Source organism: Dermacoccus sp. PE3 (assembly GCF_001021715.1).
In the GTDB taxonomy this organism is placed as follows: Bacteria; Actinomycetota; Actinomycetes; order Actinomycetales; family Dermatophilaceae; genus Dermacoccus; species Dermacoccus abyssi.
Genome location: NZ_LDCM01000002.1, coordinates 41,536 through 65,812 on the forward strand (window position 1 = coordinate 41,536; position 24,277 = coordinate 65,812).

Below are 24,277 nucleotides of genomic sequence, written 5' to 3' on the forward strand. Positions count from 1 at the left end.
GGTTTCCACTCGGGCGGTAGAAGGGGCGATGATGGGCGCATGTCCGAGAATGTGCGCCGACTCGTCCTCCTGCGTCACGCCACCGCCGAACCCGACGGCCGGGAAGGTGACGAATCCCGAGAGCTCACGGCCCACGGCCTCGACGAGGCTGCCCGAGCAGGGGAGTGGCTACGCGAGAACGGCCTGCTCGGCGAAGCCGTTCTCTGTTCGCCGGCCGCGCGAACCCGTCAGACTTGGGCCGCCATCCAGGAAGCCACCGGACATGGCGTCCTCATCACCATGGAGCCGGCGATCTACGAGGCGGATGTCGATTCGCTTCTGAGCGTCGTGCGCGATCTCGACGCGACGGCCCCCGAGGCGCAGACTGCGGTCATCGTCGGCCATGCACCCGGGATCCCCGCGCTGGCGTACGAGCTGGTGGCCGGTGCTGGTGACGCCGGTGATCTCGAAACGTTGACGCGTGGGTTCGTCCCGGCGTCGGCTGCCGTTGTCGCGTTCGAGGGCGGCTGGGGGGACGTCGCGCGGGGCGCAGGCGATCTCCTCGATGTGCGAGCCGGTGGCCTGTGACCAGATGTGAGACACCGATCTCACTTAGTGAGATCGGTGTCTCACATCTTTGACTCGCTCTGCTCACCTCGACAAAATGTTCCGCATGGCACAGATTCTCGTACTCACGCAGCGTGCGTCCTGAGCAGTCGAACACGACTCACGACGCACGCTGATCCCTCATCGCTCCCACAGAGCTGAGGGATTTTTTGATGTTCGAGACCGGTGCAGCTACCAACAGCCGAAAGTGGTGACAACAGATGAGCGACGCGGCAACGACCGATCGCACGCCTTCGCCGGGTGATCTGGCGCGGCGAGAGCCCCAGAAGCCCAGCGTGACCGGTGCTCAGTCACTCGTCCTCGCGCTCGAGGCGCAGGGTGTCGAGACGGTCTTCGGCTTGCCGGGCGGGGCCATCCTTCCCGCGTACGACCCGCTGCTCGACTCCGTCAAGGTTCGTCACGTCCTCGTTCGCCACGAGCAGGGCGCCGGCCACGCCGCCCAGGGGTACGCCGCGGCCACCGGCAAGGTGGGCGTGTGCATGGCGACCTCTGGGCCGGGCGCCACGAACCTGGTCACTCCGCTGGCCGATGCCTACATGGACTCGGTGCCGATCGTCGCCATCACCGGACAGGTCAACTCCAAGACCATCGGTACGGACGCCTTCCAGGAAGCGGACATCCGCGGCATCACGATGCCGATCACGAAGCACAACTACCTCGTCACCTGCGCCGATGACATCCCGCGCGCCATCGCCGAGGCGTTCCACATCGCCTCCACCGGCCGACCGGGCCCCGTGCTCGTCGACATCACGAAGGACGCACTGACGGCGAAGACGACGTTCTCCTGGCCTCCGGCGATCGATCTGCCGGGCTACCGCCCGGTGACGAAGCCGCACGCGAAGCAGATCAAGGCTGCGGCCGAGCTCATCCGCGAAGCCGAGCGTCCCGTGTTCTACATCGGCGGCGGTGTCATCCGTGCCGGTGCCCACGAGGAACTGCGCGCCCTCGTCGAGCAGACGCAGATCCCCGTCGTGACGACGCTCATGGCGCGCGGCGCCTTCCCGGACAGCCATGAGCTGCACCTCGGTATGCCTGGAATGCACGGCAGCGTGCCGGCCGTGACGGCGCTGCAGCGCGCGGACCTGCTCATCACGATCGGTGCCCGCTTCGACGACCGCGTCACCGGCGCACTCGACAGCTTCGCCCCGTTCGCCAAGGTCATCCACGCGGATGTCGACCCTGCGGAGATCGGCAAGAACCGTGTCGCCGACGTGCCGATCGTGGGGGACGCCAAGGAGGTCGTCGTCGATCTCGCGAAGGCGCTCGAGAACGTCGAGCTGGGCAGCTACGACGCCTGGCACGCGACGACGGCGGAGTGGAAGGACAAGTTCCCCCTCGGTTACACGCCGCCGGAGGACGAGTCGCTCCTCGCGCCCCAGTACGTTATCGAACGCCTGTCGGCCCTGACCGGTCCCGAGGGTGTTTACGTGGCCGGCGTCGGTCAGCACCAGATGTGGGCCGCGCAGTTCGTGCAGTACGAGCGTCCCAACAGCTGGCTCAACTCCGGTGGCCTCGGCACGATGGGTTACTCGGTGCCGGCGGCCATGGGCGCCAAGGCCGCCGAGCCGGAGCGCACCGTGTGGGCCATCGACGGCGACGGCTGCTTCCAGATGACGAACCAGGAGCTCGCCACCTGCGTCATCAACAACATCCCGATCAAGGTCGCGATCATCAACAACTCGAGCCTCGGCATGGTGCGTCAGTGGCAGACGCTCTTCTACAACGAGCGCTACTCGAACACCGACCTGCACACCAGTCACGGCGGCAGCCGGGTGCCCGACTTCGTCAAGCTCGCCGACGCCTACGGCTGCGTGGGGCTGCGCTGCGAGCACCCGGACGATGTCGACGACACGATCAAGAAGGCGCTCGAGATCAACGACCGCCCCGTCGTCATCGACTTCGTCGTCGAGCGTGACGCCATGGTGTGGCCGATGGTGCCCGCCGGCGTGAGCAACGACCTCATCACCATGGCGCGGGACATCACGCCGGTGTGGGACCGCGACGACGACGACGCCGACGACGAGCAGATTCCCAACGAGGAGGAGCAGGCATGAGCCGCCACACACTGTCCGTGCTCGTGGAGAACCGGCCCGGTGTGCTCGCCCGCATCTCCGGCCTCATCTCCCGACGCGGCTTCAACATCTACTCGCTCGCCGTCGGTGAGACGGAGTCCGAGGAGATCTCGCGCATGACGGTCGTCGTCGACGTCGACGACGAGGTGCTCGAGCAGGTGACCAAGCAGCTCAACAAGCTCGTCGAGGTGCTCAAGGTCGTCGAACTCGACCGCAGCTCTGCGGTGGAACGTCAGCTCGTGCTGTTCAAGGTGCGCGCCGATGCGGCCACCCGTTCGCAGATCATCGACCTCGTGACGATGTTCCGCGCGAACATCATCGACGTGACGAACGAATCGGTCGTCATCGAAGCCACCGGCACGCTAGAGAAGCTCGAGGCATTGCTCGCGACGCTGGAGCCGTTCGGCATTCGTGAACTCGTGCAGTCGGGTGTCGTCGCCCTGGGCCGTGGGCCCAAGGCGATCGCCGCCCGTGACAAGAAGAAGGCCTGAGCCTTCCCTCAACCCACTGCCCGGGCCGAAGGCGCGTGCGGGCAGAATCGAACCAACAGACGTCACCCCGCGAGGTGACGACCAGGATGAATAGGAGCGATCCCGTGGCTGAAATGTTCTACGACGACAACGCCGACCTTTCGGTGATCCAGGGCAAGAAGGTGGCCGTCATCGGCTACGGCTCGCAGGGTCACGCCCACGCGCTCAACCTGCGCGACTCCGGTGTCGACGTGCGCGTCGGCCTCGCCGAGGGCAGCAAGTCCAAGGAGAAGGCGGAGAACGAGGGCCTCAAGGTTCTCTCGGTCGCCGAGGCCGTCGCCGAGGCCGACGTCGTCGTCATCCTCACGCCGGACCAGGTGCAGCGCACCGTCTACTCCAACGACATCAAGCCGAACCTCAAGCCGGGCACGACCCTGCTGTTCGGTCACGGCTTCAACATCCGCTTCGGCTACATCACGCCCGAGTCGGACGCGGACGTCGTCATGGTCGCCCCGAAGGGCCCGGGTCACCTCGTGCGTCGCGAGTACGTCGACGGCCGTGGAGTGCCGGTCATCGTCGCCGTCGAGCAGGACGCCTCGGGCAACGCCTGGGACCTTGCAGCCTCCTACGCCAAGGCCATCGGTGGTCTGCGCGCGGGCGGCATCAAGACGACGTTCACCGAGGAGACCGAGACCGACCTGTTCGGTGAGCAGGCCGTCCTCTGCGGTGGCGCGTCGCAGCTCGTCATGTACGGCTTCGAGACGCTGACCGAGGCCGGCTACCAGCCGGAGGTCGCCTACTTCGAGTGCCTCCACGAGCTCAAGCTCATCGTCGACCTCATGGTCGAGGGCGGTATCGCCAAGCAGCGCTGGTCGGTCTCCGACACGGCCGAGTTCGGTGACTACGTCTCGGGCCCGCGCGTCATCGACGAGCGTGTCAAGGAGAACATGAAGGGCGTTCTCGCCGACATCCAGAGCGGTGCGTTCGCCAAGCGTTTCATCGAGGATCAGGACGCCGGTGCGCCGGAGTTCAAGCGTCTGCGCGAGAAGGGTGCCTCGCACCCGATCGAGAAGACGGGCAAGGAACTGCGCGGCCTCATGAGCTGGCTCAAGGACGCGGACACGGACAGTGACTACGTCGAGGGCTCTGCCGGCCGCTGAGGATCAAGCGCACGGAGGTAGGACCGCAACGCAGTGAGGATCCTGCCGAAGTAAGCGTTGACGAGGCGGCCCAGAAAAGGTGCCGCTGAGGATCAAGCGCACGCAGGTAGGACCGCAACGCAGTGAGGATCCTGCCGACGCAAGCGTTGCCTGACAAGCCGATGACGCGAGGCGAGGTCGATCTGGGGACGTCCTCGCCGCGCGTGCATCACTCACGACACACCCGGTTCCTTCTCTCACGCAGGGGAAGGAGCCGGGCACGTCGCTTTCATCTGACGAACGCCGCTTCGGCGACACGACGAAGACTGGGAGAATAGGGACATGCCCGAACTTCGCTCACGCACAACAACCCACGGACGCAACATGGCCGGCGCTCGCGCGCTCTGGCGCGCCACCGGAATGGGGGAGGGCGACTTCGGCAAGCCGATCGTCGCCATCGCGAACAGCTTCACCCAGTTCGTGCCCGGCCACGTCCACCTCAAGGACATGGGTCAGCTCGTCGCCGGCGCGATCGCCGAGGCCGGCGGTGTCGGCCGCGAGTTCAACACGATTGCGGTTGACGACGGCATCGCCATGGGTCACCACGGCATGCTCTACTCGCTGCCGAGCCGCGAGATCATCGCCGACTCGGTCGAGTACATGGTCAACGCCCATCAGGCCGACGCGCTCGTGTGCATCAGCAACTGCGACAAGATCACGCCCGGCATGCTGCTGGCCGCATTGCGCCTCAACATCCCGACGGTGTTCGTCTCCGGTGGGCCGATGGAGGCCGGTAAGGCCGTCATCAAGGACGGCGAGGCCGAGTCGCGCCTCGACCTCATCGACGCCATGATCAAGTCGGTCGACGACAACGTCTCCGACGAGGAGATCACCAAGATCGAGCAGAGCGCGTGCCCCACGTGTGGTTCGTGCTCGGGCATGTTCACGGCCAACTCGATGAACTGCCTCACGGAGGCTCTCGGCCTTTCGCTGCCCGGCAACGGTTCGACTCTCGCGACGGCGTCGGCTCGCCGCGATCTGTTCCTCAACGCGGGCAAGCTCGTCGTCGAGCTGTGCAAGACGTACTACGAGGGCGACGACGACTCGGTGCTGCCGCGCGCCATCGCCGGCAAGCCGGCCTTCGAGAACGCGATGCGTCTCGACATCGCGATGGGTGGTTCGACGAACACGATCCTGCACCTGCTCGCCGCGGCCCACGAGGCCGGGGTCGACTTCGATCAGCACGACATCGACGCCCTGTCGCGGGAGACGCCGTGCCTCGTCAAGGTGGCGCCGAACAGTGCGCAGTTCTACATGGAGGACGTGCACCGGGCCGGCGGTATCGCTGCCATCCTCGGTGAGCTCGACCGCGGTGGCATGCTCAACCGTGACGTGCGCGCGGTGCACAGCCCGTCGCTCGAGCAGTGGCTCGCCGACTGGGACATCCGCGGTGGCAAGGCCACCGAGGTGGCACGTGAGCTCTTCCTCGCGGCGCCCGGTGGCGTGCGCACCACGGAGGCGTTCAGCTCGACGAACCGGTGGAAGTCGCTCGACGAGGACAGCGAGAACGGCTGCATCCACTCCGTCGAGCACGCGTACACGAGCGAGGGCGGCCTTGCGGTGCTCACGGGCAACCTCGCGCCCGACGGCTGCATCGTCAAGACCGCGGGCGTGCCCGAGCACCAGTGGAACTTCTCCGGCCCGGCCAAGGTGGCCGAGAGTCAGGAGGAGGCCGTCGAGATGATCCTCAAGGGCGAGATCGACGCCGGTGACGTCGTCGTCGTCCGCTACGAGGGCCCCAAGGGTGGCCCGGGCATGCAGGAGATGCTGTATCCGACGAGTTACCTCAAGGGCGTCGGCCTCGGACCGAAGTGTGCGCTCATCACCGACGGTCGCTTCTCCGGCGGTTCGTCGGGTCTGTCGGTCGGCCACGTGTCGCCCGAGGCAGCCGCGGGCGGCGCCATCGGTCTCGTGCGCACGGGTGACGTCATCGAGTTCGACATCCCGAACCGTCGCGTCAACCTGCTCGTCGACGACGAGGAACTCGTGCGCCGTCGCGCGGCGCAGGACGAAAAGGGCTGGGAGCCGGTGAGCCGTCACCGCCCCGTCTCGGCTGCGCTCAAGATCTTCGCGCGCTTCGCGCAGAGCGCTGACAAGGGCGCCGCACGAGTCGTCGACTGACACCCCGGAGCGCCCTCCGTAAGCTGCTGCCCGCCTCAACCTTTGATCGGTCGGGGCGGGCAGCGGCGTGTGTGGGCGTCAGCGTCACAGATGGCTCTTGAGCTGCGGCATGAGCCACGCCCAGAACTTCTTCGCGCCGTCCGAGGTGTAGTGGACGCCGTCCTCGCGCATGACCTTGCCGTCGATCTTCTCGATCGGCTTGCCGTCCTTGCACAGCCACGACGACGGGTCGACGGCGTGGGCGCGATCGGGGTGCGCCTTCGCGAAGTCGTCGATGATGGCGTTGAGCGCCTTGGCGCGCGCCGGGTCGTTGCGGTCGAGCGCCAGATCCTGGCCTTCGACCTCGAACTTCGGCTGGTCGTAGCAGGCGACCTTCGGGATGAAGACCTGCGTCTTCGGGCCGAACGCCGCGAGGCCCTTCTCGAGGCGCGAACGGTAGTAGCGCGCGTACTCGGGCGACTGCTCCTTGAGCACCTTGCCGTCGACGTAGTGGTCGTAGACGTCCCAGCCGCCCATCGACCAGACGACGACCTTCGCGTTCGAACTCTTCACGGCGTTCTCCCACCCGGAGAACACGTCGCGGCACTCGGGGTTGTCCTGCGATTGACGCACGCCGTTGACGACGAGCCACTGCTCGGCGGTACCACACCCGATTTTCGCGCTACCCGTGACGGAGACACCCGGGTAGGAACCGGCGGGGAACTGGAAGGCGAGGCCGTAGCCGACCGAGTCACCGACGACCGCGATCTTCTTGTCGCCCGAACCCGTCGTCGTGTCGAGCTGCGAACCCGACTTGGCGTCGGTCACCGGCTTGATGCCGAGCGTGGCGAGGACGACGACGGCGACCGTCACCGGCAGGGCGAGGCTCCACGCCGCGATCGACTTCGTGTGGCCGAGGCGCTTCTGCAGCTTCTGCGTGCGGATCGGCTGCTCGATGAAGTAGTAGGAGATCGTCGCGAGCCCGACGGTCAGCGTTAGGCGGACCACGAGCAGGACGAGCTCGTTCCAGCCCGTTCGCTCCTCGTTGAGGAAGACGAAGATCGGCCAGTGCCACAGGTAGATGCCGTACGACAGCTCACCGATCCACACGATGGGCTTCTAGCTGAGGAACTCGGCGAAGACCGACCCGGGCCAGACCTCGATGGCCACGATGATGAGGCAGATGAGGATCGAGAAGAGCACGCTGCCGCCGAGGAAGACCCAGGCGGACGTCTCGTTGGGGCCGAAGAAGAAGGCCAGCATGCCGCCGAACGAGGCGATGCCGATCCACGTCAGCTTCTCGGCGTTCGCGCGCAAGGTGCGCTTGCGCCAGTACGTCATGGCCACGGCGAGCGCTGCGCCGAGCAGCAACTCGTTGGCGCGGGTGTCGGTGCCGTAGTAGATGCGCGACGGGTCGGGCGTCGGCATCGGCTTGATCTGCGAGGTGTAGATCCAGGCCTGGACGATGGCCGACAGCACGATGAGGACGACGAGCCCCTGCGTGATGCGCCGCCGGCGCCCGTTTGCCATCGTCATGAGGCCGAGAAGGAGGATCGGGAAGACGAGGTAGAACTGCTCCTCGATGGCCAGCGTCCACATGTGGCGGAACGGGCTGGGGTCGCCGGTGCTCGCGAAGTAGGACTCGCCCTCGAGAATGAAGCGCCAGTTGGCGACGTAGAAGAGGGTCGCGAGACCGTCGCCGCGCAGGTTCGCCTTGGCGCTCTCGGTGAGGATTCGCGCCCCGATGAGCGTCACGACGGCCACGACGACGAACAGCGCCGGAAGGAGGCGCCGGGCGCGGTTCTTGTAGAAGCTCACGAGGTCGATCGAGCCCCAGCGCGACGCCTCCTTGAGCAGCAGCCCGGTGATGAGGTAGCCGGAGAGCACGAAGAAGACGTTGACCGAGAGGTAGCCGCCCGGAATCCACTCCGGGTTGGCGTGATAGATCATCACGGCCACGACGGACAGCGCGCGGATACCGTCCAGCGCGGGACGTCGCTTGCTGCGCGCCAGAGCGGGCACCTCGTGGTGCTGTTGCCCGGTGGTGGTCGGCTGGGTCACGCGGTTACCTCGAAGTAAGGGGAAGAGCTACGTCAGCATAGGTGCGCAGGCGGGCTCGGCGGGGCCGTTCGTCGTTTCGCGAGGCGCCACTCCCGCCTTGTCTGCTCATATTGCGAGATTTGCGTTTCACACTGCAAGACGTTCGCTACTCTGCTCGTATGAGCGCGATCGATCTGGCAGTCATTGCAGGTGACGGAATCGGCCCCGAGGTGGTGGCCGAAGGGCTGAAGGTGCTCGACGCCGTGACGAACGGTGACGTCGAGCGAACCGAGTACGACCTCGGAGCCCGTCGGTGGAACGCCACCGGTGAAACGCTCCCGGATTCCGTCCTCGAGGAACTGCGCGGCCACGACGTCATCCTCCTCGGCGCCATCGGCGACCCGAGCGCCCCCAGCGGCCTGCTCGAGCGCGAGCTGTTGCTGCGCATCCGCTTCGAACTCGACCACTACATCAACCTGCGTCCGTCCAAGTTGCTGCCGGGCGTGACGACGCCGCTCGCCGAGAGCGTCACAGCCAAGGGAATCGACTTCGTCGTCGTGCGCGAAGGCACCGAGGGTCCGTACACCGGCAACGGCGGCGCCCTGCGTGTGGGTACCCCGCACGAGATGGCGACGGAGGTGAGCGTCAACAGCCGATTCGGCATCGAGCGCACGGTTCGTGACGCGTTCGAGCGCGCGAACAAGCGTGAGCGCAAGAAGGTCACGCTCCTGCACAAGCACAACGTGCTCTCCTACGCGGGCCACCTGTGGCGCCGTACGGTCGAGGAGGTCGGGCGCGAGTACCCCGACGTCACGCACGACTACGCGCACATCGACGCGGCGATGATCTACATGGTCACCGACCCGTCGCGCTTCGACGTCATCGTCACGGACAACCTGTTCGGCGACATCGTCACGGACCTAGCGGCCGCGGTCACCGGCGGCATCGGCCTTGCGGCCTCGGGAAACATCAATCCCGAGGGCGCGGCGCCGAGCATGTTCGAGCCCGTGCACGGCTCGGCCCCCGACATCGCGGGTCAGGGCAAAGCCGACCCGACGGCCACCATCCTGTCCACGTCGTTGCTCCTGGCTCACCTCGGCCGGGAGGACGAGGCCCGACGCATCGAGGAGGCCGTCGTCGCCGACCTGGCGGCCCGCGGCTCGCAGCCGCGCTCGACCACCGAAATCGGCGACGCGATCGCCGGGCGGCTCTGAGCGACATCACCATCCGCGGACGGCGGCGGGCGGGGCACCTCGGACGAGGCGCCCCGCCCGCCGTTGCACGCGTTGCCCGTTGTCCGCACACCTCCCGTGCGGCGATATCCTGATCCGCAGTGACCCGGACCACTTTCTCTGGAGGAACCATGGCTCTGACCTTTTCGATGACGCCCAACCCGAGCCCGCGCGCTGACGCGGAGCGGGCCGAGATCCTGGGCAACCCGGGTTTCGGGCAGTCCTTCACCGACCACATGGTCGTCGCGACGTGGCGTGAGGAGTCGGGCTGGGGGGATGGGAAGGTCAAGGAGTACGGCCCCTTCCAGATCGACCCGGCCGCGGCCGTTCTGCACTACGCGCAGGAGATCTTCGAGGGTATGAAGGCCTATCGCCACGAGGACGGTTCGGTCTGGACCTTCCGCCCCGAGAAGAACGCTCAGCGTTTCAACCGCAGCGCCGACCGTCTCGCGCTGCCGAAGATCGACGAGGCCGACTTCGTCGAGTCGCTCAAGGCCATCGTCGCGGCTGACGAGTCGTGGGTGCCCGCGTTCGAGGACGGCGAAGCGAGCCTCTACCTGCGTCCGTTCATGTTCGCGTCCGAGGCCTTCCTCGGGGTTCGTCCGAGCAAGGAGGTGACCTACTCGGTCATCGCTTCGCCGGCCGGTGCGTACTTCAAGGGCGGCGTGAAGCCCGTGTCGCTGTGGCTCTCGCGTGACTACGCGCGCGCCGGCGTCGGCGGCACCGGTGCTGCCAAGTGCGGAGGCAACTACGCCAGCTCCCTCGCGGCGCAGATCGAGGCGAACGAGCGCGGCTGCGACCAGAGCGTCTTCCTCGACTCGGTCGAGGGCACCTACATCGAAGAGCTCGGCGGCATGAACCTCTTCCTCGTGACGAAGGACGGCGAACTCATCACGCCGGCGCTCACGGGCACCATCCTCGAGGGCGTCACGCGTGACTCCATCCTCGAACTCGCCACCGACCTCGGCCTTAAGCCGGTCGAGCGTCGCATCAAGATCGACGAGTGGATCGACGGCTGCAACGACGGCACGATCACCGAGATCTTCGCCTGCGGCACCGCGGCCGTCGTCACGCCGGTCGGTCGCCTCGTGTGGGCCGACGGTGAGGTGACGTCCGGCCCCGAGGGCGAAGCCGGCCCGATGGCCACGAAGATCCGTGAGGCGTTGCTCGCCATCCAGAAGGGCAAGGTCGAGGACAAGCGCGGCTGGATGACGCGCCTGGCCTGATCGGCATGGCAAGTTCACACGACGACGAGCGACCGCATCTCGTCGCGAGCGATCTCGACGGAACGTTGCTGCGCAGCGACGGCTCCGTCAGCGCGCGCACCGGCGAGGTGTGGTCGGCGCTCGCGGGTGCGGGCGTGGAGACGGTCGTCGTCACCGCGCGCCCGCCGCGATGGCTCCATCACCTGAGCGACATCGTCGGCGGTACGCGTGACGCGCACAGCGTCGCGATCTGTGGCAACGGCGCCTTCGTCTACGACGTCGCCGATCGCGTCGTGCTCGAGTCGCACGGCTTCGAACCGGGCGTGGCGCGCGGCCTCGTCGGTGATCTGTTGCGGGAGTTCCCGAACGCGGGTGCTGCCGTGGAGACCGACCGGGGCATGTATCGCACGCGCGCCTATCCCGATCAGCACGTCGGTGAGCCCGGCCATGACACAGCCGTTGGTGACGTCACCGACTGCGAGCTCGCGGAACTGCCCGACGACCTCGTTGTCGGCAAGATCCTCATTCGCGACGAGGCCTGGAGCGACGACGCGTTCGTCGTCGACGTCACGCAGTGTCTGGGGGAGCGTGGCGTGCTGGCCTACTCCGGTGCGGGCGGGCTTGCAGAAATCTCGGCGCCCGGGGTGACGAAGGCCGTCCGGTTGGAGGCGTGGTGCCTCGAGCGCGGCATCGGTCGTGAGACGGTCTGGGCGTTCGGCGACATGCCCAACGACCTACCGATGCTCGACTGGGCGGGCCGCGGCGTGGCCGTGGCCAACGCGCACGAGGACGTGCTCGCGGCCGCCGACGACAGGTGCGCTGCGAACGACGAGGACGGCGTGGCCGAGTACCTCGCCCGCCGCCTTCTCTGAGTGACGCGAGATCAGGCTTGGGCGCGGCCGCTGGGAAGGGCTTCGCGCAAGCGACGCCGCAGAGCTTGTGACCTGTCGGCGAACTCCCTCTGGCGACGCACGTATTCGGCTCGACCGCGAGGGGTTTCGATCGGCACGACGCCATAGCCGAGGTCGCACGTCGTACGGGCTCGCCTCCATGTCGAGGGCGCGGATCTCCTTGGCCAACTCGAAGGCATCGACGACGAGTTCGCTCGGCACGAGCGGCCACAGCTTGTGCGCCCACTTGTAGACGTCCATGCCGGCGTGCAGACAGGCGGGCTGTTCGAAGTCGACCTGACGTTCGCGGGTCGGGCGCTCGCGGTTGAGGTCCACGGCGTCCGGCGTGAAGAAGCGGTAGGCGTCGAAATGGGTGCAGCGGATGTCGGCGGCGTCGACGACAGCGTCGGTCGCGGCCTGGCTCAGACGCAGGGGGAGCTGTTCGTGACGCTGCTCGCCGGGCTGCAGCTTGTAGACCATCGCCCACTCGTGCATGCCGAAGCAGCCGAGGTGCGCAGGGCGGTCGAGGGTGGCCGTCAACAGTGAGCGGACGAACGCGATGGTGCGGTCGCGCGCCTGCGAGAAAGCACCGACGTCGAGAATCTCGGCGGGGCCGTTCGCCAGGTCGACACGACGGGTGTACTTGTCGTCCGTGATCGGGGTGCGTCCTGCGTCGTCGACGAGGAGCGCAACGCCGGCGCCGGGATGCCAGCGGCGCAGCTTGCCTGGGGAGTGCGAGTAGTAGACGAAGAGGAAGTCCTCGACCGGGTGTTTGCGGTTCTCCTTGCGGCGTCCCAGGTGCGGGGCGATGTGCGGTTCGACGCGCGCGAGGTGGGCCGCTTCGGAGGCGCTCCATTCGTCCGGGGTGAGAACAGCTCTCACGTCCTGGGAGTCCACTTGCGTGGGGCGGGTGGTGGCTGAGTCCTGCACCGGACCATCGTAGGGACGCCGCCGTTGCGCGACTACGGCGGACGTGGGCAACCGGCGCCGCGTCGATAGGATGACCGCATGCGTATCGCGAGGTTCACCACGGGCGACGACCCGATGTTCGGTCTGGTCGACGGGGCCGGCGAGAAGATCGCCGAGATCACCGGAGATCCGCTCTACACGAAGATCGAGCTGACCGGCACGGTGCACCAGGTCGAGGACGTTCGCCTGCTCGCACCGGTCATCCCGCGCAGCAAGATCATCGGCATCGGCCGCAACTACGCCGACCACGCCAAGGAAATGGGCAACGAGGTGCCCGCCGAACCCCTCATGTTCCTCATCCCGAACACCGCCGTCATCGGCCCGGGTGACCCCGTCGTCATGCCGGAGATCAGCGAGCGCGTCGACTACGAGGGCGAACTTGCCGTCGTCATCGGCCGGATGTGCAAGGACGTCTCGCCCGAGGAGGCGAAGAAGGTCGTTTTCGGCTACACGATCAGCAATGACGTCACCGCGCGCGACCTGCAGAAGAGCGACGGTCAGTGGTCACGGGCCAAGGGCTTCGATACCTTCTGCCCGCTCGGCCCGTGGATCGAGACCGACCTCGACCCGGCCGACAGCCGAGTCACCACCCGCCTCGACGGCGAGGTCGTCCAGGACGGCCCCACCTCCGACATGATCTTCGGCGTCGCCGAACTCATCTCGCACGCGAGCCGCGCGTTCACCCTCCTGCCCGGTGACGTCATCCTCACCGGAACGCCGGAGGGTGTCGGTCCGGTCAAGGCCGGTCAGCGCGTCGAGGTCGAGGTGCCGGAGATCGGGGTCCTGGCCAACACCTACGTCGCGCTCGAGGAGTCGGAAGAAGCCTGACGAAACCGCTGGCCGGGCGCGAATCCGCCTGTGACGGAGGAAAGTCCGGCGCTATGGCGGCGAACATGAGTGTTGTCACATGCCTGGGTTTTCGCTGGGCGCTCGTTCTGGACTTACGCTGAAAGACGTGAATGACGCACCGATCGGCATCTTCGACTCCGGCTACGGCGGCCTCACGGTGGCCCGCGCCGTGCTCGACCAGCTGCCGCACGAGAAGATCATCTACCTGGGTGACACCGCCCGGGCGCCCTACGGTCCGCGTCCCATCGCCGAGGTTCGCCAGTACGCGCTCGAGTGCCTCGACTCGCTCGTCGAGCAGGGCGTCAAGGCCCTCGTCATCGCGTGTAATTCGGCGAGCGCCGCCGTCCTGCACGACGCCCGCGAACGCTACGACGTTCCCGTGGTGGAGGTGATCCGCCCCGCCACCCGCCGCGCCGCCGCTGCGACGCGCAACAACCGCGTCGGCGTCATCTCGACGCAGGCCACTCACCAGAGCGCGGCCTACGTCGACAGTTTCGCCGCGGCACCGCAGGTCAACGTTGCCAGCGTTCCCTGCCCGCGCTTCGTCGAGTTCGTCGAGGCCGGCACGACGTCCGGGCCCGAACTCCTCACCGTGGCGCACAAGTACCTCGACGGTCTCGTCGACCAGGGCGTCGACACCCTCATCCTCGGTTGCACCCACTACCCGCTGCTCACCGGTGTCATCAGCTACGTCATGGGCTCGACGGTCACGCTCGTCTCCTCCGCCGAGGAGACGGCGAAGGACGTCTACCGCGTGCTGGCCGACATCGGTCAGTTGCGTGAGGACGACACTCCGCCGCAGCACCAGTGGACGACGACGGGCGATCCGCAGGTCTTCGAAAATCTCGCCCGACGCTTCCTCGGCCCCGAGGTGAGCGCCGTGACGCACGGGGCGGTGCTGTGAAGCTGACCGTCGTCGGCTGCTCGGGATCGTTCCCGGGCCCCGATTCCCCCGCGTCCTGCTACCTCGTCGAGGCCGAGAGCGAGGGCCGTACCTGGTCGGTGTTGCTCGACTTCGGCAACGGTTCGCTCGGCGCCTTGCAGAACTACCGCGAGGTCGATGACATCGACGCCGTCGTCATCTCCCATCTGCACCCCGATCACTGCCTCGATCTGTGTGGTTACTTCGTCGTGCGCAACTACGACCCGCACGGCCGCTTCGACTCGCGTCTGCCCGTGTTCGCACCGCCCGGCGCCGAGGAGCGCATCACGCGCGCCTACATGGTGGACAAGTACGAGGACCTCTCGGGCGCGTACAAGTTCGTCGATCTCGCCGACCGCGCCACGTTCTCGGTCGGACCGATGAACATCACCCCGTTCCTCGTCAATCACCCCGTCGAGGCCTACGGCCTGCGCGTCGAAGCCGACGGAGCCGTGCTCGCCTACACCGGCGACACCGACGCGTGTGACGCCCTCGTCGACCTCGAGCGCGACGCCGACCTCGTGCTCACGGACTCCGCCTTCGTCGACGGACGCGACGACGACCTCAAGGACGTCCACCTCACCGGGTCACGCGCTGCGAAGGCCGCCCAGGACGCCGGAGCGAAGCGACTCGTGCTCACGCACATTCCGGCCTGGACGCCCGTGGAGGACTGTGTGCGCGACGCCAAGACCGTCTGGGCGGGCGAGGTCGAGGTCGCTCGCGCGGGCCAGCGCTACGAGCTGCGCGCATGACGAGTTCGTCCGCGACGCCAGAGGAACTCGACGTCGAACACCGCCTCGTCGTCTACGGGACGCTCGCGCCCGGCGAGCCGAACGAGCACGTCATGGCGGATATCCCCGGCAGATGGACGCCCGCCGTTGTTCGCGGCACGCGCGTCGACTCAGGCCGGGGCGCAGCGTTCGGATACCCGGGGCTGACGCTCGACGACGCCGACGACGTCAACTGTGTCCTGTTCGAGTCGGCCGAGCTGCCGCGCCACTGGCCGCGCCTCGATCACTTCGAGGGGCCGGGGTATCGCCGCGTCGTCGTCGAGGTACGCGCCGAGGGGCGCGTTGTCGAGGCGTACGTCTACGAGTTGTCCGGCCTCTGAGCCGACCGGAAAGTCGGGTGACCGCGCCCGCCCCCTCTGACAGGGTGAAAGCATGAACGGTCCCCCTTCCGGCATCGCCTATCCGCGGCCCCTGCGTCCCGGCGACACGATCGCGGTGACGGCATCGTCCGCGCCCGTGCGCCCCGAACACGAGGGGCGCCTCGACTTCGTCATCGGGTGGCTTCGTGACCGTGGCTACCGTGTCGTCGAAGGGGAGTGTCTGCGCGGCGAGAGCGTCGTGAGTGCGCCCGCGCAGGATCGCGCGGACGAGTTCAACGCCTTCGTGCGCGATCCGTCGGTGCGCGCCGTCGTGCCACCGTGGGGTGGGGAGACAGCCATCGACATCGTCGATCTGCTCGACGCCGACGCGCTCGCAACCGACCCCACCTGGGTGGTCGGGTGGAGCGACATCTCGACGCTGCTTCTGCCGCTGACGCTCCGTTCGGGCGTGGCGACCCTCCACGGCCAGAACCTCATGGACACGCCCTACGACCTGCCGCGCGGAACGGCGCACTGGCTCGATGTCGTCGCACGCGAGCGCGGCGAGGAGTTCGTGCAGCAGGACCCGGGTGTGCGCCGTCGCGGTGGTTGGGACGACTGGTCGAGGCTGCCCGCCGTCACCCGCGTCGACCTGAGCGAACCCGCGAGCTGGCGCTATGACGGCGGAAGCCTCGACGTCACGGGAAGGCTCATCGGCGGGTGCCTCGACGTCGTGTGTCACCTGGCCGGCTCGCCGTTCGGCGACGTGCCACGGTTCGCCGAGCGGTGCCCGGAAGGCACGATCGTCTACCTCGAGAACTGCGAGGCCCCCGCTCTCGACGCGGCACGCATGCTGCACGGCCTGCGGCTGGCGGGCTGGTTCGACGGCGCTCGTGCCGTGCTGCTCGGCCTAACGGGAGCGAAGGCGAGTGGCGACTTCACCCAGGACGACGCCGTGGAGGACGCCCTGGGACAGCTGGACGTTCCCGTCGTGCGTGACGTCGACTTCGGCCACGTGCCGCCCGGGAACGTCCTCGTCAACGGAGCACTCGCCCGCGTGACGATGGACGGCCCGCGTCACGAGATCCGGCAGAGCTTCGTCTGACCCCGTCCGCCCGTCGAGGGCGTCGGCAGCTTCGCGTCCTCTCGATAGGGTGGTGCCCATGACTGACGCCAGCTCACCCCGCCACGACGGACGTACCCCCGACCAGCTGCGCGAGGTGCGCATCACCCGCAACTGGCTCGACCACGCCGAAGGCAGCTGCCTCGTCGAGTTCGGTCGCACGCGCGTGCTGTGCGCCGCCTCGTTCACCGAGGGCGTGCCGCGCTGGCTCAAGGGCCAGGGCACCGGCTGGGTGACGAGTGAGTACGAGATGCTGCCGCGCTCGACGAACACGCGCAGCGACCGTGAGGCCCGCAAGGGCAAGGTCGGCGGGCGCACGCACGAGATCTCGCGCCTCATCGGCAGAAGCCTGCGCGCCGTCATCGACACGAAGGCCCTGGGCGAGAACACCATCGTCATCGACTGCGACGTGCTCCAGGCGGACGGCGGTACCCGTACCGCGTCGATCACGGGTGCTTACGTGGCGCTCGCGGACGCCATTCGCGACGCGCAGGAGCGCGGTCTCATCAAGAGCTCCGCGAAGCCGCTCACCGACTCGGTCGCGGCCATCAGCGTCGGCATCGTCGAAGGGCGCCCCGTCCTCGACCTCGACTACCCAGAGGACTCGACGGCCGAGACGGACATGAACGTCGTCATGACGGGTTCGGGCGGCATCGTCGAGGTGCAGGGAACTGCCGAGGGCGCACCGTTCAGCCGTGACGAGCTGAACGCGCTCCTCGACCTCGCGGCGGGTGGCATCACGACGCTCACACAGAAGCAGAGCGAAGCCCTCGAGGCCGACGCGCGGGAGCGCATCCAGTGACGGGGGAGCGCACGCGCATCGTTCTCGCGACGCGCAACGTCGGCAAGATCGCCGAGTTCCAGCACCTGCTCGACGACGCCCGCCTGGCCATCGACGTCGTCGGCGTGAGTGAGTTTCCCGATCTCGTGGACACCGTGGAGAGCGGCGTCACCTTCGAGGAGAACGCTCGTCTCAAGGCCGACGACGTCAGTCGAGCCACGGGGCTGCCGGCGCTCGCCGACGACTCCGGGCTCTCCGTCGATGTGCTCGGCGGCTCACCCGGGGTGTTCTCGGCGCGCTGGGCCGGACGCCACGGTGACGACGAAGCGAACCTGGAGCTCCTGCTCGCACAGACAGGCGACGTGCCCCTCGAGAGGCTGACCGCGCGCTTCCACTGCGTCGTTGCGCTCGCGGTGCCCGGTCAGGCGACGCAGGTGGCCGACGGCGCCGTCGAGGGACGCCTCACGCGTGATCGTCGCGGTGAGGGCGGTTTCGGGTACGACCCGATCTTCGAGTTGCCCAGCGGGCGGACCATGGCCGAGCACAGCCCCGAGGAGAAGGCGGCCATCAGTCACCGCGGCGTGGCGTTCCGTTCCATCCTTCCGGCAGTGGCAGCGCTGGGCTGACGGCCGTCACCGGTTCGGAACGGGCGCGAAGGCGGCGTCGACACGGGGCTCGGCGCCGGGTACGCCGGTGGTCCGTGTGGCCATCACCTGGGCGTTGGCCAGTCCGGTGACCTTCATGCAGTCCATTCGGTACTGCAGGGTGCGGATGTCGGACCCCGGAGCCTTCTGAGCCGGGCCAGAAAGGCGCGTCGTGCAGCGCGTCGCGTAGCTCGAGAGTGTGAGCACCGATCCCTCCGTGGCTCGCACGACGAGTGTGGCGCGGTTGCCTTGGTGCGTGGCCGTGACAACTTCGATCGTCGGGCGGGTGGTCGAATCGGGTCCTGCTGCGGGCGTGGGCTGTCCCTGTGCCTCAGGGCCACCGATTCCGACGACCGCCTGAGTCTGATGCGTGGAGCCTCCACCGCTCCACGTTCCGGTGAGGATGGGCAGGTTCATCGCGCCACCGGCACAGTGCAGGACGTAGAGGGTGTCGGTCGTCGAGGCGGCACCCCGGACAGGAGCCGCGAGAGGACGTTCGCTCATGATCCGGCAGGATGGTCGCCCCGGCGGGTCGAAGGGAGTGGTCGCTGTCGTCGGCCGCCCGTCCGTGAGGGAGAACGATCCGTTCGCAGCGGATGCGACGATGACCGTGTGGGCACGACCGCGTGACGTGAGGTGCACGCTCCGCACCCGCAACTCGGTGCGACGATCGGCGCGAGTCCGCGGTTCGGCGACGGGGCGCTCGAGGAAGCCCTCGTCCAACCGCGGTACCTCGCTCGGGACGACCATGCGAATGGTGCTGGATGACGAACGGGGGAAGCTCGGTGCAGAGGTGCAGCCCACAAAAGGCACGAGGCCGACGAGCCCGACAAGTGCGGCGAGGAAGACTCCCGTGCGCGGGAACGTGCGCTTCGTGTGCCCTGACCACGTCATACGCGCCCCGTCTGCCGAAGTGTCACCCGAGGGGCCGACGGTTCGAGCGTGACCGTGGTGCCTCGATGCGCTCAGCGTAGGCACGTTCGGAAGGTCCTGTCAGGGACGGCGCCCGTCCACCCGCGACGACCGGCCTATCGCGTCGACGCCGTCGAGGAAGCGGTCGACTTCCCTTCCTTGGCGGGTGGCAGCGATACCTGGGCGGCTTCGTAGCTCGGAGGCTCACCGACCTTGGCCCTGGTTCTCATCGCCGTCAGGGTGAGGTCGAGGCGTGTGTACCCGGCGGAGCACTCGATCTCGTAGAGGTTCTCCTGAGCCCCGGCGCGCTTTCGGGAAGGTCCGAGGCGTTTCGACGTGCAGGTTCCCTCCTGAGGCGCGCTCGCCTCGGGCTGCGCCGGGTCGACGCTCAGGGTTGCACCGGCAGGAGCCCAGGCACGAACGACGAGTGCCTTCGCGGTCCGCGAGGTGGAGACGACGGTGGGCGGCATCGTCACGTCGGTGATGGTTTGTGCGGTTTCCGTGGTCGGGGGTCGCCCTTGCGCGGAGGGGCCACCCAGCGTGAACACTGCTTCGCTGCCGCCGCCCGACGTTTCGCTCCGCGTCCACGACCCTGCGAGGGAGGGGGCTCGAAGTGCGGCGCCGGTGTGACAGGTGACGCTGTATCGGGTGTTCACCCCTGCAATTGCACCGGGCACCTTCGCCGAGAGGGGAACTCGACGTTGCACCGCGCACGGATACGTCACCACGGTATTGCCGTCGTCGGACCAGGTGTCGGCGATGGCGAATTCAGTGCCCGGCATCGACAGGGCGGTCAAGGAATACTCCCCTCCGGAGTAGTCGGCCTCGCGCACCCAGATTTCGCCAGGGATGTCGGTCCACTCGATCGAGTGGTCGGTGTCCTCCACACTCGGCTCTTCGCCGGTGGGATCCATGCCGTCGACGGCGACGTCTTCGGTAGCGGTCGGCTTGACCATGCGGCTCGTCGACGAGGCACTGAAGACCTGGGCGTCATGGCACCCGGTCACGAGGCCCACACAGGCGAACGTGGTGGCGAAGGCGGTGAGCGAACGGCGCACGTCGTCTCCCTCGACTGCGGGTGACGCCCGCGCGTGCCGGACTCGAGCACGGGCCGGTGATTCACCTTAGGGCCGACATTCCGAAGGTTCCATGGATGTTCGGTCTCGGTGCGATCTCGATTGTGCCGAGCCACGCGTGGGCGCGGCAACGCTGCCCTCGCACGGGCGGGGGAGAGTGCGCCTGGGGAGACTTGAACTCCCACGTCCTAAGACACCAGAACCTAAATCTGGCGCGTCTGCCAATTCCGCCACAGGCGCAGCGCGCACGAGTGTACGCGAGCGGTGGTGACCGTCACCGGGGCCGCCACCGCTCGTGGTCATCTCACTCGGAGAGGCCGAGAGCCTTCTTCAACGAGGCGACGTGGCCCGTTGCTTTGACGTTGTACCGAGCCACCTCGATCTTGCCCTCCTCGTCGACGACGAACGTCGAGCGGATGACGCCGACGACGGTCTTGCCGTACAGCTTCTTCTCGCCGTAGGCGCCGTACGCCTCGAGTGTCTCCTTCGACTCGTCGGAGAGCAGCGGGTACGTGAGCGATTCCTTCGTCACGAACTGGGCCAGCTTGGCGGGGGAGTCGGGGCTGATCCCGACGATGTCGTAGCCAGCAGCGCGCAGCGGCTCGAGAGAGTCACGGAAGTCGCAGGCTTCCTTCGTGCACCCCGGCGTCATGGCGGCCGGGTAGAAGAAGATGATGAGCTTGCGACCGGAGAAGTCGCCGAGGCTGACGGTTGCACCCTTGTCACTCGTGAGCGTGAACGACGGTGCAGGGGTGCCGGTCTCGAGGCGGGTCATGGGAAGTCCTTCCGGTGAAGATGCCGCGGTGCGTTAACCTGTGGGTCAAGAGCCTAGTTTTCCGCACGTGGCAAGGAGATCCACACCATGGCACCCAAGACCGCCAAGCAGATCGAGGCCGAGCTGGCCGCGTCGCGTTCGCGTCTCGCCGGCACGATCGACGAGCTGGCCTTCCGCGCCCAGCCCAAGGAGATCGCGAAGCGTCAGACGGAGAGCGCTCGTCTCGCTCTGACGGACGCTACGCGCACCGCCGACGGCGACCTGCGTCAGGACCGCGTCGCGATGGGTCTCGGTGGCGTCGGCGCGTTCATGCTTCTCGTCGGCCTCGCGAAGCGTCTGCGTTCCTGATTCGTATCGCATGACGAAGGCCCGGTCTTCCCACGTGGGAAGACCGGGCCTTCGTCATGCGCGCTCAGGGGCCGCCTGAGGGCAAAGCAAAAGGCCCACCGTTGCCGGTGGGCCTTTCTTCGGTGCGCCAACAGGGACTCGAACCCCGAACCCGCTGATTAAGAGTCAGCTGCTCTGCCAATTGAGCTATTGGCGCGCAACGAGGTGAAACATTACCTGAACGCACGATGAAACGTGAAATCCCCGCAATGGCGGCGATCCACGGCGTGCTGACGCCGGGTCTCGACGCACGCCGTGCCCTCCCGGCGGGCGATTCGACGTGGAGGTTCGCCGGGCAAAGCGAAAGGCCCACCGTTGCCGGTGGGCCTTCCTTCGGTGCGCCAACAGGGACTCGAACCCCGAACCCGCTGATTAAGAGTCAGCTGCTCTGCCAATTGAGCTATTGGCGCGCAACGAGGAGAAACCTTACCTCAGGGCCGTCTGGTGGCCAAATCGGTTGCCGCAGAGGGGGCGTGGGCCGGTTCGACCCCACCTCCCGAGGGGTGGGCGCCGCGGGTCATCGGGGGTCTTCACCTCTACGGGCGCACTGCACAGGTGGCGTCGGGACGATAGATTCTGGCGAGAACCTTTTCGATCATCGAGATCTCGGAGACGAACGACATGACCGACCTACCTGACACCGGGGTCGAGCGTCCGTACGGCGAACCGCCCGTGCTCGACGCCAAGCCCGACTACAAGGTGGCCTTCAAGCGCACCCTCGCGAAGTTCTCGCAGGATCAGTGCACCGACCTCGCCGCCGCGCTCACCTACTACTCCATCCAGGCCATGGTGCCCGCGATGATCGCCGGCGTCTCGCTGCTCGGGCTGTTCGGCGACGGCAAGGAGACGACGAACAGCGTCGTCACGTCGATTGCCGCCATCGCCGGCATGGACGAGAGCGAACTCGGCGGCATCCGCAACTTCATCGACGGCCTGCAGACGAGTGGTGGCGCCGGCTTCGCGTTCTTCTTCGGCATCCTGCTCTCGCTCTGGTCGGCCTCCGGATACGTAGGGGCCTTCGCCCGCATGCAGAACCGCATCTACGACGTCGCGGAAGGTCGTCCCGTCTTCAAGCTGCGCCCGTGGCTGTACCTCGTGACGATCATCCAGGTCATCCTGCTCGTCATCGCCGCGATGGCGCTCGTCATGACCGGCCCGGTGGCGAAGGAAGTGGGGTCGCTGATCGGACTCGGCGACACCGCCGTCATGGTCTGGGACATCGCGAAGTGGCCCTTCGTCGTCCTCATCGTCATGTTCATCATCGGCCTCATGTTCTGGGCCACGCCGAACGTGCGACGCCCCTTCAAGCAGGGCGTCTTCAACCCTGGCGCCGTGCTGGCGTTCTTCGTGTGGGTCATCGGCTCCGCGGCGTTCGCCTGGTACGTGTCCAACATGGGCAACTACGGCAAGTACGGCCAGCTCGCCACGGCGATCATGGTGCTGCTGTGGCTGTGGATCACGAACCTCGCGATGCTGTTCGGCGCCGAGTTCGACGCCGAGACGTTGCGTACCCGTCAGCTCAAGACGGGCTACCCGGCCGAGGAACTCGTCCTTCTGCCCGTGCGCGACGAGAGTGGCATCGACAAGAAGGCCGAGAAGTACGACGACCTCGTGGAGGCGGCGCACCAACTGCGCGTCGACTCGGGCGTCCCGGATGAAGCGGTCGAGAACATGATGCCGGTCGTGCCGGCAGAGCGTTCGAACGAGCGCACCACCGCTGCGCAGAGCAGCTCCCCGGAGAAGCAGCCGGTCACGCCGTCGACGCGCACGCTCGAGGGCGCGCCCAAGATCGCTGCCGCGACGAAGGACGAGGCGCCGGACCTCAGCGACGACGCCACCGTCACCAAGGCTCAGCGTCGAGCCGACGCCAAGCCGAGCCGCGACGCCGCGGCGCAGGCCGAGCGCGAACGTGCCGAGGTGGCCGCCGACCGTGAGCAGCGCCGTCGCCGTGCGCTCGCCGAGGGCCAGCACAAGCGCGCCGTGCGGGAGCGTCTCGCCGCGCAGGAGGCGAAGGTCAAGGCCGAGCAGAAGAAGGTCGAGGCCGAGCGCCTCAAGGAGGCCAAGAAGGCGGAGGCGGAGCGTCCGCTGGAGGAGAAGTGGGCTGAGGTCGAGAGCAACCGTGCTCGCTACGACCACCCGAACACGCGTGAGTTCCGTGCCGTGAGCGCCGAGCGTGAAGACCGCCGTCGTCGGTGGTTCGAGGGCAAGCGGGGCTGATCTCCCGACTCGAAATGCGTGCACCCCACCCCGCCACGGGGTGGGGTGCACGCATTTGGCCATTCTGAAGGCTCGCTTAGGATGTGGGGCGTGACTGACTCCGACCGCGCCCACACCGACCGCATCGTCTGGATCGACTGCGAGATGACGGGCCTCGACCTCGAGAACGACGCCCTCATCGAGGTCGCCGCGCTCGTCACCGACTTCGAACTCAACCAACTCGGTGACGGCGTCGACGTCGTCATTCGCCCCGAGCCGGAGGCTCTGGAGCAGATGGGCGACTTCGTGCGGGAGATGCACACCAAGTCCGGTCTGCTCGAGGAACTCGAGCACGGGGTGAGTATGGAGGAAGCCCAAGCCCTCGTCCTGGAGTACGTCATGACTCACGCTCCGGACGCTGGAAAGGCGCCGCTCGGCGGCAACACGGTGAGCACCGACCGTGGCTTCCTGGAGCGCGACATGCCCCAGCTGGCCGGCCACCTGCACTACCGCACGATCGATGTCTCCTCCATCAAGGAGCTCTCGCGCCGCTGGTACCCGCGGGCGTACTTCAACGCCCCCGCCAAGAACGGCGGTCACCGCGCTCTCGCCGACATCCGTGAGTCGATCGCGGAGTTGCGCTACTACCGTGAAGCGGTGTTCGTCGAGCAGCCCGGGCCGTCGTCCAACGAGGCCCAGGTCATCGCGAAGAAGTACCAGGTCGAGGGCTGACCTTCGG

Annotated in this window: 23 protein-coding genes, 3 tRNA genes and 1 pseudogene; 18 read left to right on the top strand and 9 right to left on the bottom strand. The window is 67.4% G+C overall.

Annotated elements, in window-relative coordinates:
* Positions 1–39: 39 nt before the first annotated feature.
* The 5 genes from AA983_RS05700 to ilvD all read left to right on the top strand — a co-directional run bounded on the left by AA983_RS05700 (position 40) and on the right by ilvD (position 6,468).
* Entirely contained in the window at positions 40–567 is a 528-nt protein-coding gene (locus AA983_RS05700; protein WP_047311327.1) for a histidine phosphatase family protein, read from the top strand.
* A 239-nt stretch (positions 568–806) separates the two neighbouring features.
* Positions 807–2,660 (top strand): acetolactate synthase large subunit, encoded by a 1,854-nt coding sequence (locus tag AA983_RS05705; RefSeq protein WP_047311328.1) that lies wholly within the window; start codon positions 807–809, stop codon positions 2,658–2,660.
* On the top strand, positions 2,657–3,169 hold the full coding sequence (gene ilvN, locus AA983_RS05710) for an acetolactate synthase small subunit (RefSeq protein WP_047311329.1): 513 nt from the start codon (positions 2,657–2,659) through the stop codon (positions 3,167–3,169). Before AA983_RS05705 ends, ilvN begins: the two co-directional genes overlap by 4 nt.
* Positions 3,170–3,273: 104 nt before the next feature.
* Positions 3,274–4,308 (top strand): ketol-acid reductoisomerase, encoded by a 1,035-nt coding sequence (gene ilvC, locus AA983_RS05715; RefSeq protein ID WP_047311330.1) that lies wholly within the window; start codon positions 3,274–3,276, stop codon positions 4,306–4,308.
* A gap of 321 nt (positions 4,309–4,629) precedes the next feature.
* The gene (gene ilvD / locus AA983_RS05720; RefSeq protein ID WP_047311331.1) at positions 4,630–6,468 is read left to right on the top strand and encodes a dihydroxy-acid dehydratase; all 1,839 of its coding nucleotides are present in this window, start codon (positions 4,630–4,632) and stop codon (positions 6,466–6,468) included.
* A gap of 84 nt (positions 6,469–6,552) precedes the next feature.
* Here the strand turns inward: ilvD and AA983_RS14710 are convergent, their stop codons facing one another.
* Positions 6,553–7,557, bottom strand: a complete 1,005-nt coding sequence (locus AA983_RS14710; protein ID WP_052946923.1) for an acyltransferase family protein — start codon at positions 7,555–7,557, stop codon at positions 6,553–6,555.
* Between the two features lie 9 nt (positions 7,558–7,566).
* The gene (locus tag AA983_RS05725; RefSeq protein ID WP_052946924.1) at positions 7,567–8,508 is read right to left on the bottom strand and encodes an acyltransferase; all 942 of its coding nucleotides are present in this window, start codon (positions 8,506–8,508) and stop codon (positions 7,567–7,569) included.
* Positions 8,509–8,666: 158 nt separating this feature from the next.
* On the opposite strand from AA983_RS05725, the gene AA983_RS05730 reads away from it, so the two are divergent.
* From AA983_RS05730 to AA983_RS05740, 3 genes are all read left to right on the top strand, one after another.
* Positions 8,667–9,701, top strand: coding sequence for a 3-isopropylmalate dehydrogenase (locus tag AA983_RS05730; RefSeq protein WP_047311332.1), 1,035 nt, complete (start codon positions 8,667–8,669; stop codon positions 9,699–9,701).
* Positions 9,702–9,850: 149 nt separating this feature from the next.
* Positions 9,851–10,945: a branched-chain amino acid aminotransferase gene (locus tag AA983_RS05735; RefSeq protein WP_047311333.1), complete on the top strand. Its 1,095-nt coding sequence runs from the start codon at positions 9,851–9,853 to the stop codon at positions 10,943–10,945.
* Positions 10,946–10,950: 5 nt separating this feature from the next.
* Positions 10,951–11,796 (top strand): HAD family hydrolase, encoded by an 846-nt coding sequence (locus AA983_RS05740; RefSeq protein WP_047311334.1) that lies wholly within the window; start codon positions 10,951–10,953, stop codon positions 11,794–11,796.
* A gap of 11 nt (positions 11,797–11,807) precedes the next feature.
* On the opposite strand, the pseudogene AA983_RS05745 reads toward AA983_RS05740, so the two are convergent.
* Positions 11,808–12,696 (bottom strand): annotated as a pseudogene (locus AA983_RS05745) (3-methyladenine DNA glycosylase).
* 126 nt (positions 12,697–12,822) lie between these two features.
* Here AA983_RS05745 and AA983_RS05750 point away from each other — a divergent pair.
* The 7 genes from AA983_RS05750 to rdgB all read left to right on the top strand — a co-directional run bounded on the left by AA983_RS05750 (position 12,823) and on the right by rdgB (position 18,174).
* On the top strand, positions 12,823–13,611 hold the full coding sequence (locus tag AA983_RS05750; RefSeq protein ID WP_047311335.1) for a fumarylacetoacetate hydrolase family protein: 789 nt from the start codon (positions 12,823–12,825) through the stop codon (positions 13,609–13,611).
* A 127-nt stretch (positions 13,612–13,738) separates the two neighbouring features.
* Positions 13,739–14,536, top strand: coding sequence for a glutamate racemase (murI, locus tag AA983_RS05755; RefSeq protein ID WP_047311336.1), 798 nt, complete (start codon positions 13,739–13,741; stop codon positions 14,534–14,536).
* The gene (locus AA983_RS05760) at positions 14,533–15,306 is read left to right on the top strand and encodes an MBL fold metallo-hydrolase (RefSeq protein WP_047311337.1); all 774 of its coding nucleotides are present in this window, start codon (positions 14,533–14,535) and stop codon (positions 15,304–15,306) included. Before murI ends, AA983_RS05760 begins: the two co-directional genes overlap by 4 nt.
* Positions 15,303–15,665, top strand: coding sequence for a gamma-glutamylcyclotransferase (locus AA983_RS05765; RefSeq protein WP_047311338.1), 363 nt, complete (start codon positions 15,303–15,305; stop codon positions 15,663–15,665). The genes AA983_RS05760 and AA983_RS05765 overlap by 4 nt, the downstream gene beginning before the upstream one ends.
* A gap of 52 nt (positions 15,666–15,717) precedes the next feature.
* Complete coding sequence (locus tag AA983_RS05770; RefSeq protein WP_047311339.1) at positions 15,718–16,749, top strand: S66 peptidase family protein; 1,032 nt, start codon at positions 15,718–15,720, stop codon at positions 16,747–16,749.
* A gap of 58 nt (positions 16,750–16,807) precedes the next feature.
* Entirely contained in the window at positions 16,808–17,569 is a 762-nt protein-coding gene (gene rph, locus AA983_RS05775; protein WP_047311340.1) for a ribonuclease PH, read from the top strand.
* Positions 17,566–18,174: an RdgB/HAM1 family non-canonical purine NTP pyrophosphatase gene (gene rdgB / locus AA983_RS05780; protein ID WP_047311341.1), complete on the top strand. Its 609-nt coding sequence runs from the start codon at positions 17,566–17,568 to the stop codon at positions 18,172–18,174. The genes rph and rdgB overlap by 4 nt, the downstream gene beginning before the upstream one ends.
* 6 nt (positions 18,175–18,180) lie before the next feature.
* Here rdgB and AA983_RS05785 read toward each other — a convergent pair whose 3' ends face one another.
* The 4 genes from AA983_RS05785 to bcp all read right to left on the bottom strand — a co-directional run bounded on the left by AA983_RS05785 (position 18,181) and on the right by bcp (position 20,955).
* Positions 18,181–19,086 (bottom strand): hypothetical protein, encoded by a 906-nt coding sequence (locus AA983_RS05785; protein WP_047311342.1) that lies wholly within the window; start codon positions 19,084–19,086, stop codon positions 18,181–18,183.
* A 134-nt stretch (positions 19,087–19,220) separates the two neighbouring features.
* Positions 19,221–20,162, bottom strand: coding sequence for a hypothetical protein (locus AA983_RS05790; RefSeq protein WP_047311343.1), 942 nt, complete (start codon positions 20,160–20,162; stop codon positions 19,221–19,223).
* Positions 20,163–20,338: 176 nt separating this feature from the next.
* Positions 20,339–20,420, bottom strand: a tRNA-Leu gene (locus tag AA983_RS05795).
* Positions 20,421–20,484: 64 nt separating this feature from the next.
* Positions 20,485–20,955 carry a thioredoxin-dependent thiol peroxidase gene (gene bcp, locus AA983_RS05800; protein WP_047311344.1) on the bottom strand — a complete coding sequence of 157 codons (471 nt, stop codon included), beginning with the start codon at positions 20,953–20,955 and terminating at the stop codon, positions 20,485–20,487.
* An 87-nt stretch (positions 20,956–21,042) separates the two neighbouring features.
* Here bcp and AA983_RS05805 point away from each other — a divergent pair, with 87 nt between their 5' ends.
* Complete coding sequence (locus AA983_RS05805; protein WP_047311345.1) at positions 21,043–21,303, top strand: DUF3618 domain-containing protein; 261 nt, start codon at positions 21,043–21,045, stop codon at positions 21,301–21,303.
* Positions 21,304–21,426: 123 nt separating this feature from the next.
* Here AA983_RS05805 and AA983_RS05810 read toward each other — a convergent pair.
* Positions 21,427–21,499, bottom strand: a tRNA-Lys gene (locus AA983_RS05810).
* 180 nt (positions 21,500–21,679) lie between these two features.
* Positions 21,680–21,752 (bottom strand) — tRNA-Lys (locus AA983_RS05815).
* A 211-nt stretch (positions 21,753–21,963) separates the two neighbouring features.
* Between AA983_RS05815 and AA983_RS14715 the strand changes: the two genes are divergently transcribed.
* Both AA983_RS14715 and orn read left to right on the top strand, forming a co-directional pair.
* A complete protein-coding gene (locus AA983_RS14715; RefSeq protein ID WP_052946925.1) occupies positions 21,964–23,559 on the top strand; it encodes a YihY/virulence factor BrkB family protein in 1,596 nt (531 codons plus the stop codon).
* An 81-nt stretch (positions 23,560–23,640) separates the two neighbouring features.
* A complete protein-coding gene (gene orn, locus AA983_RS05825; protein ID WP_047311346.1) occupies positions 23,641–24,270 on the top strand; it encodes an oligoribonuclease in 630 nt (209 codons plus the stop codon).
* Positions 24,271–24,277 lie beyond the last annotated feature (7 nt).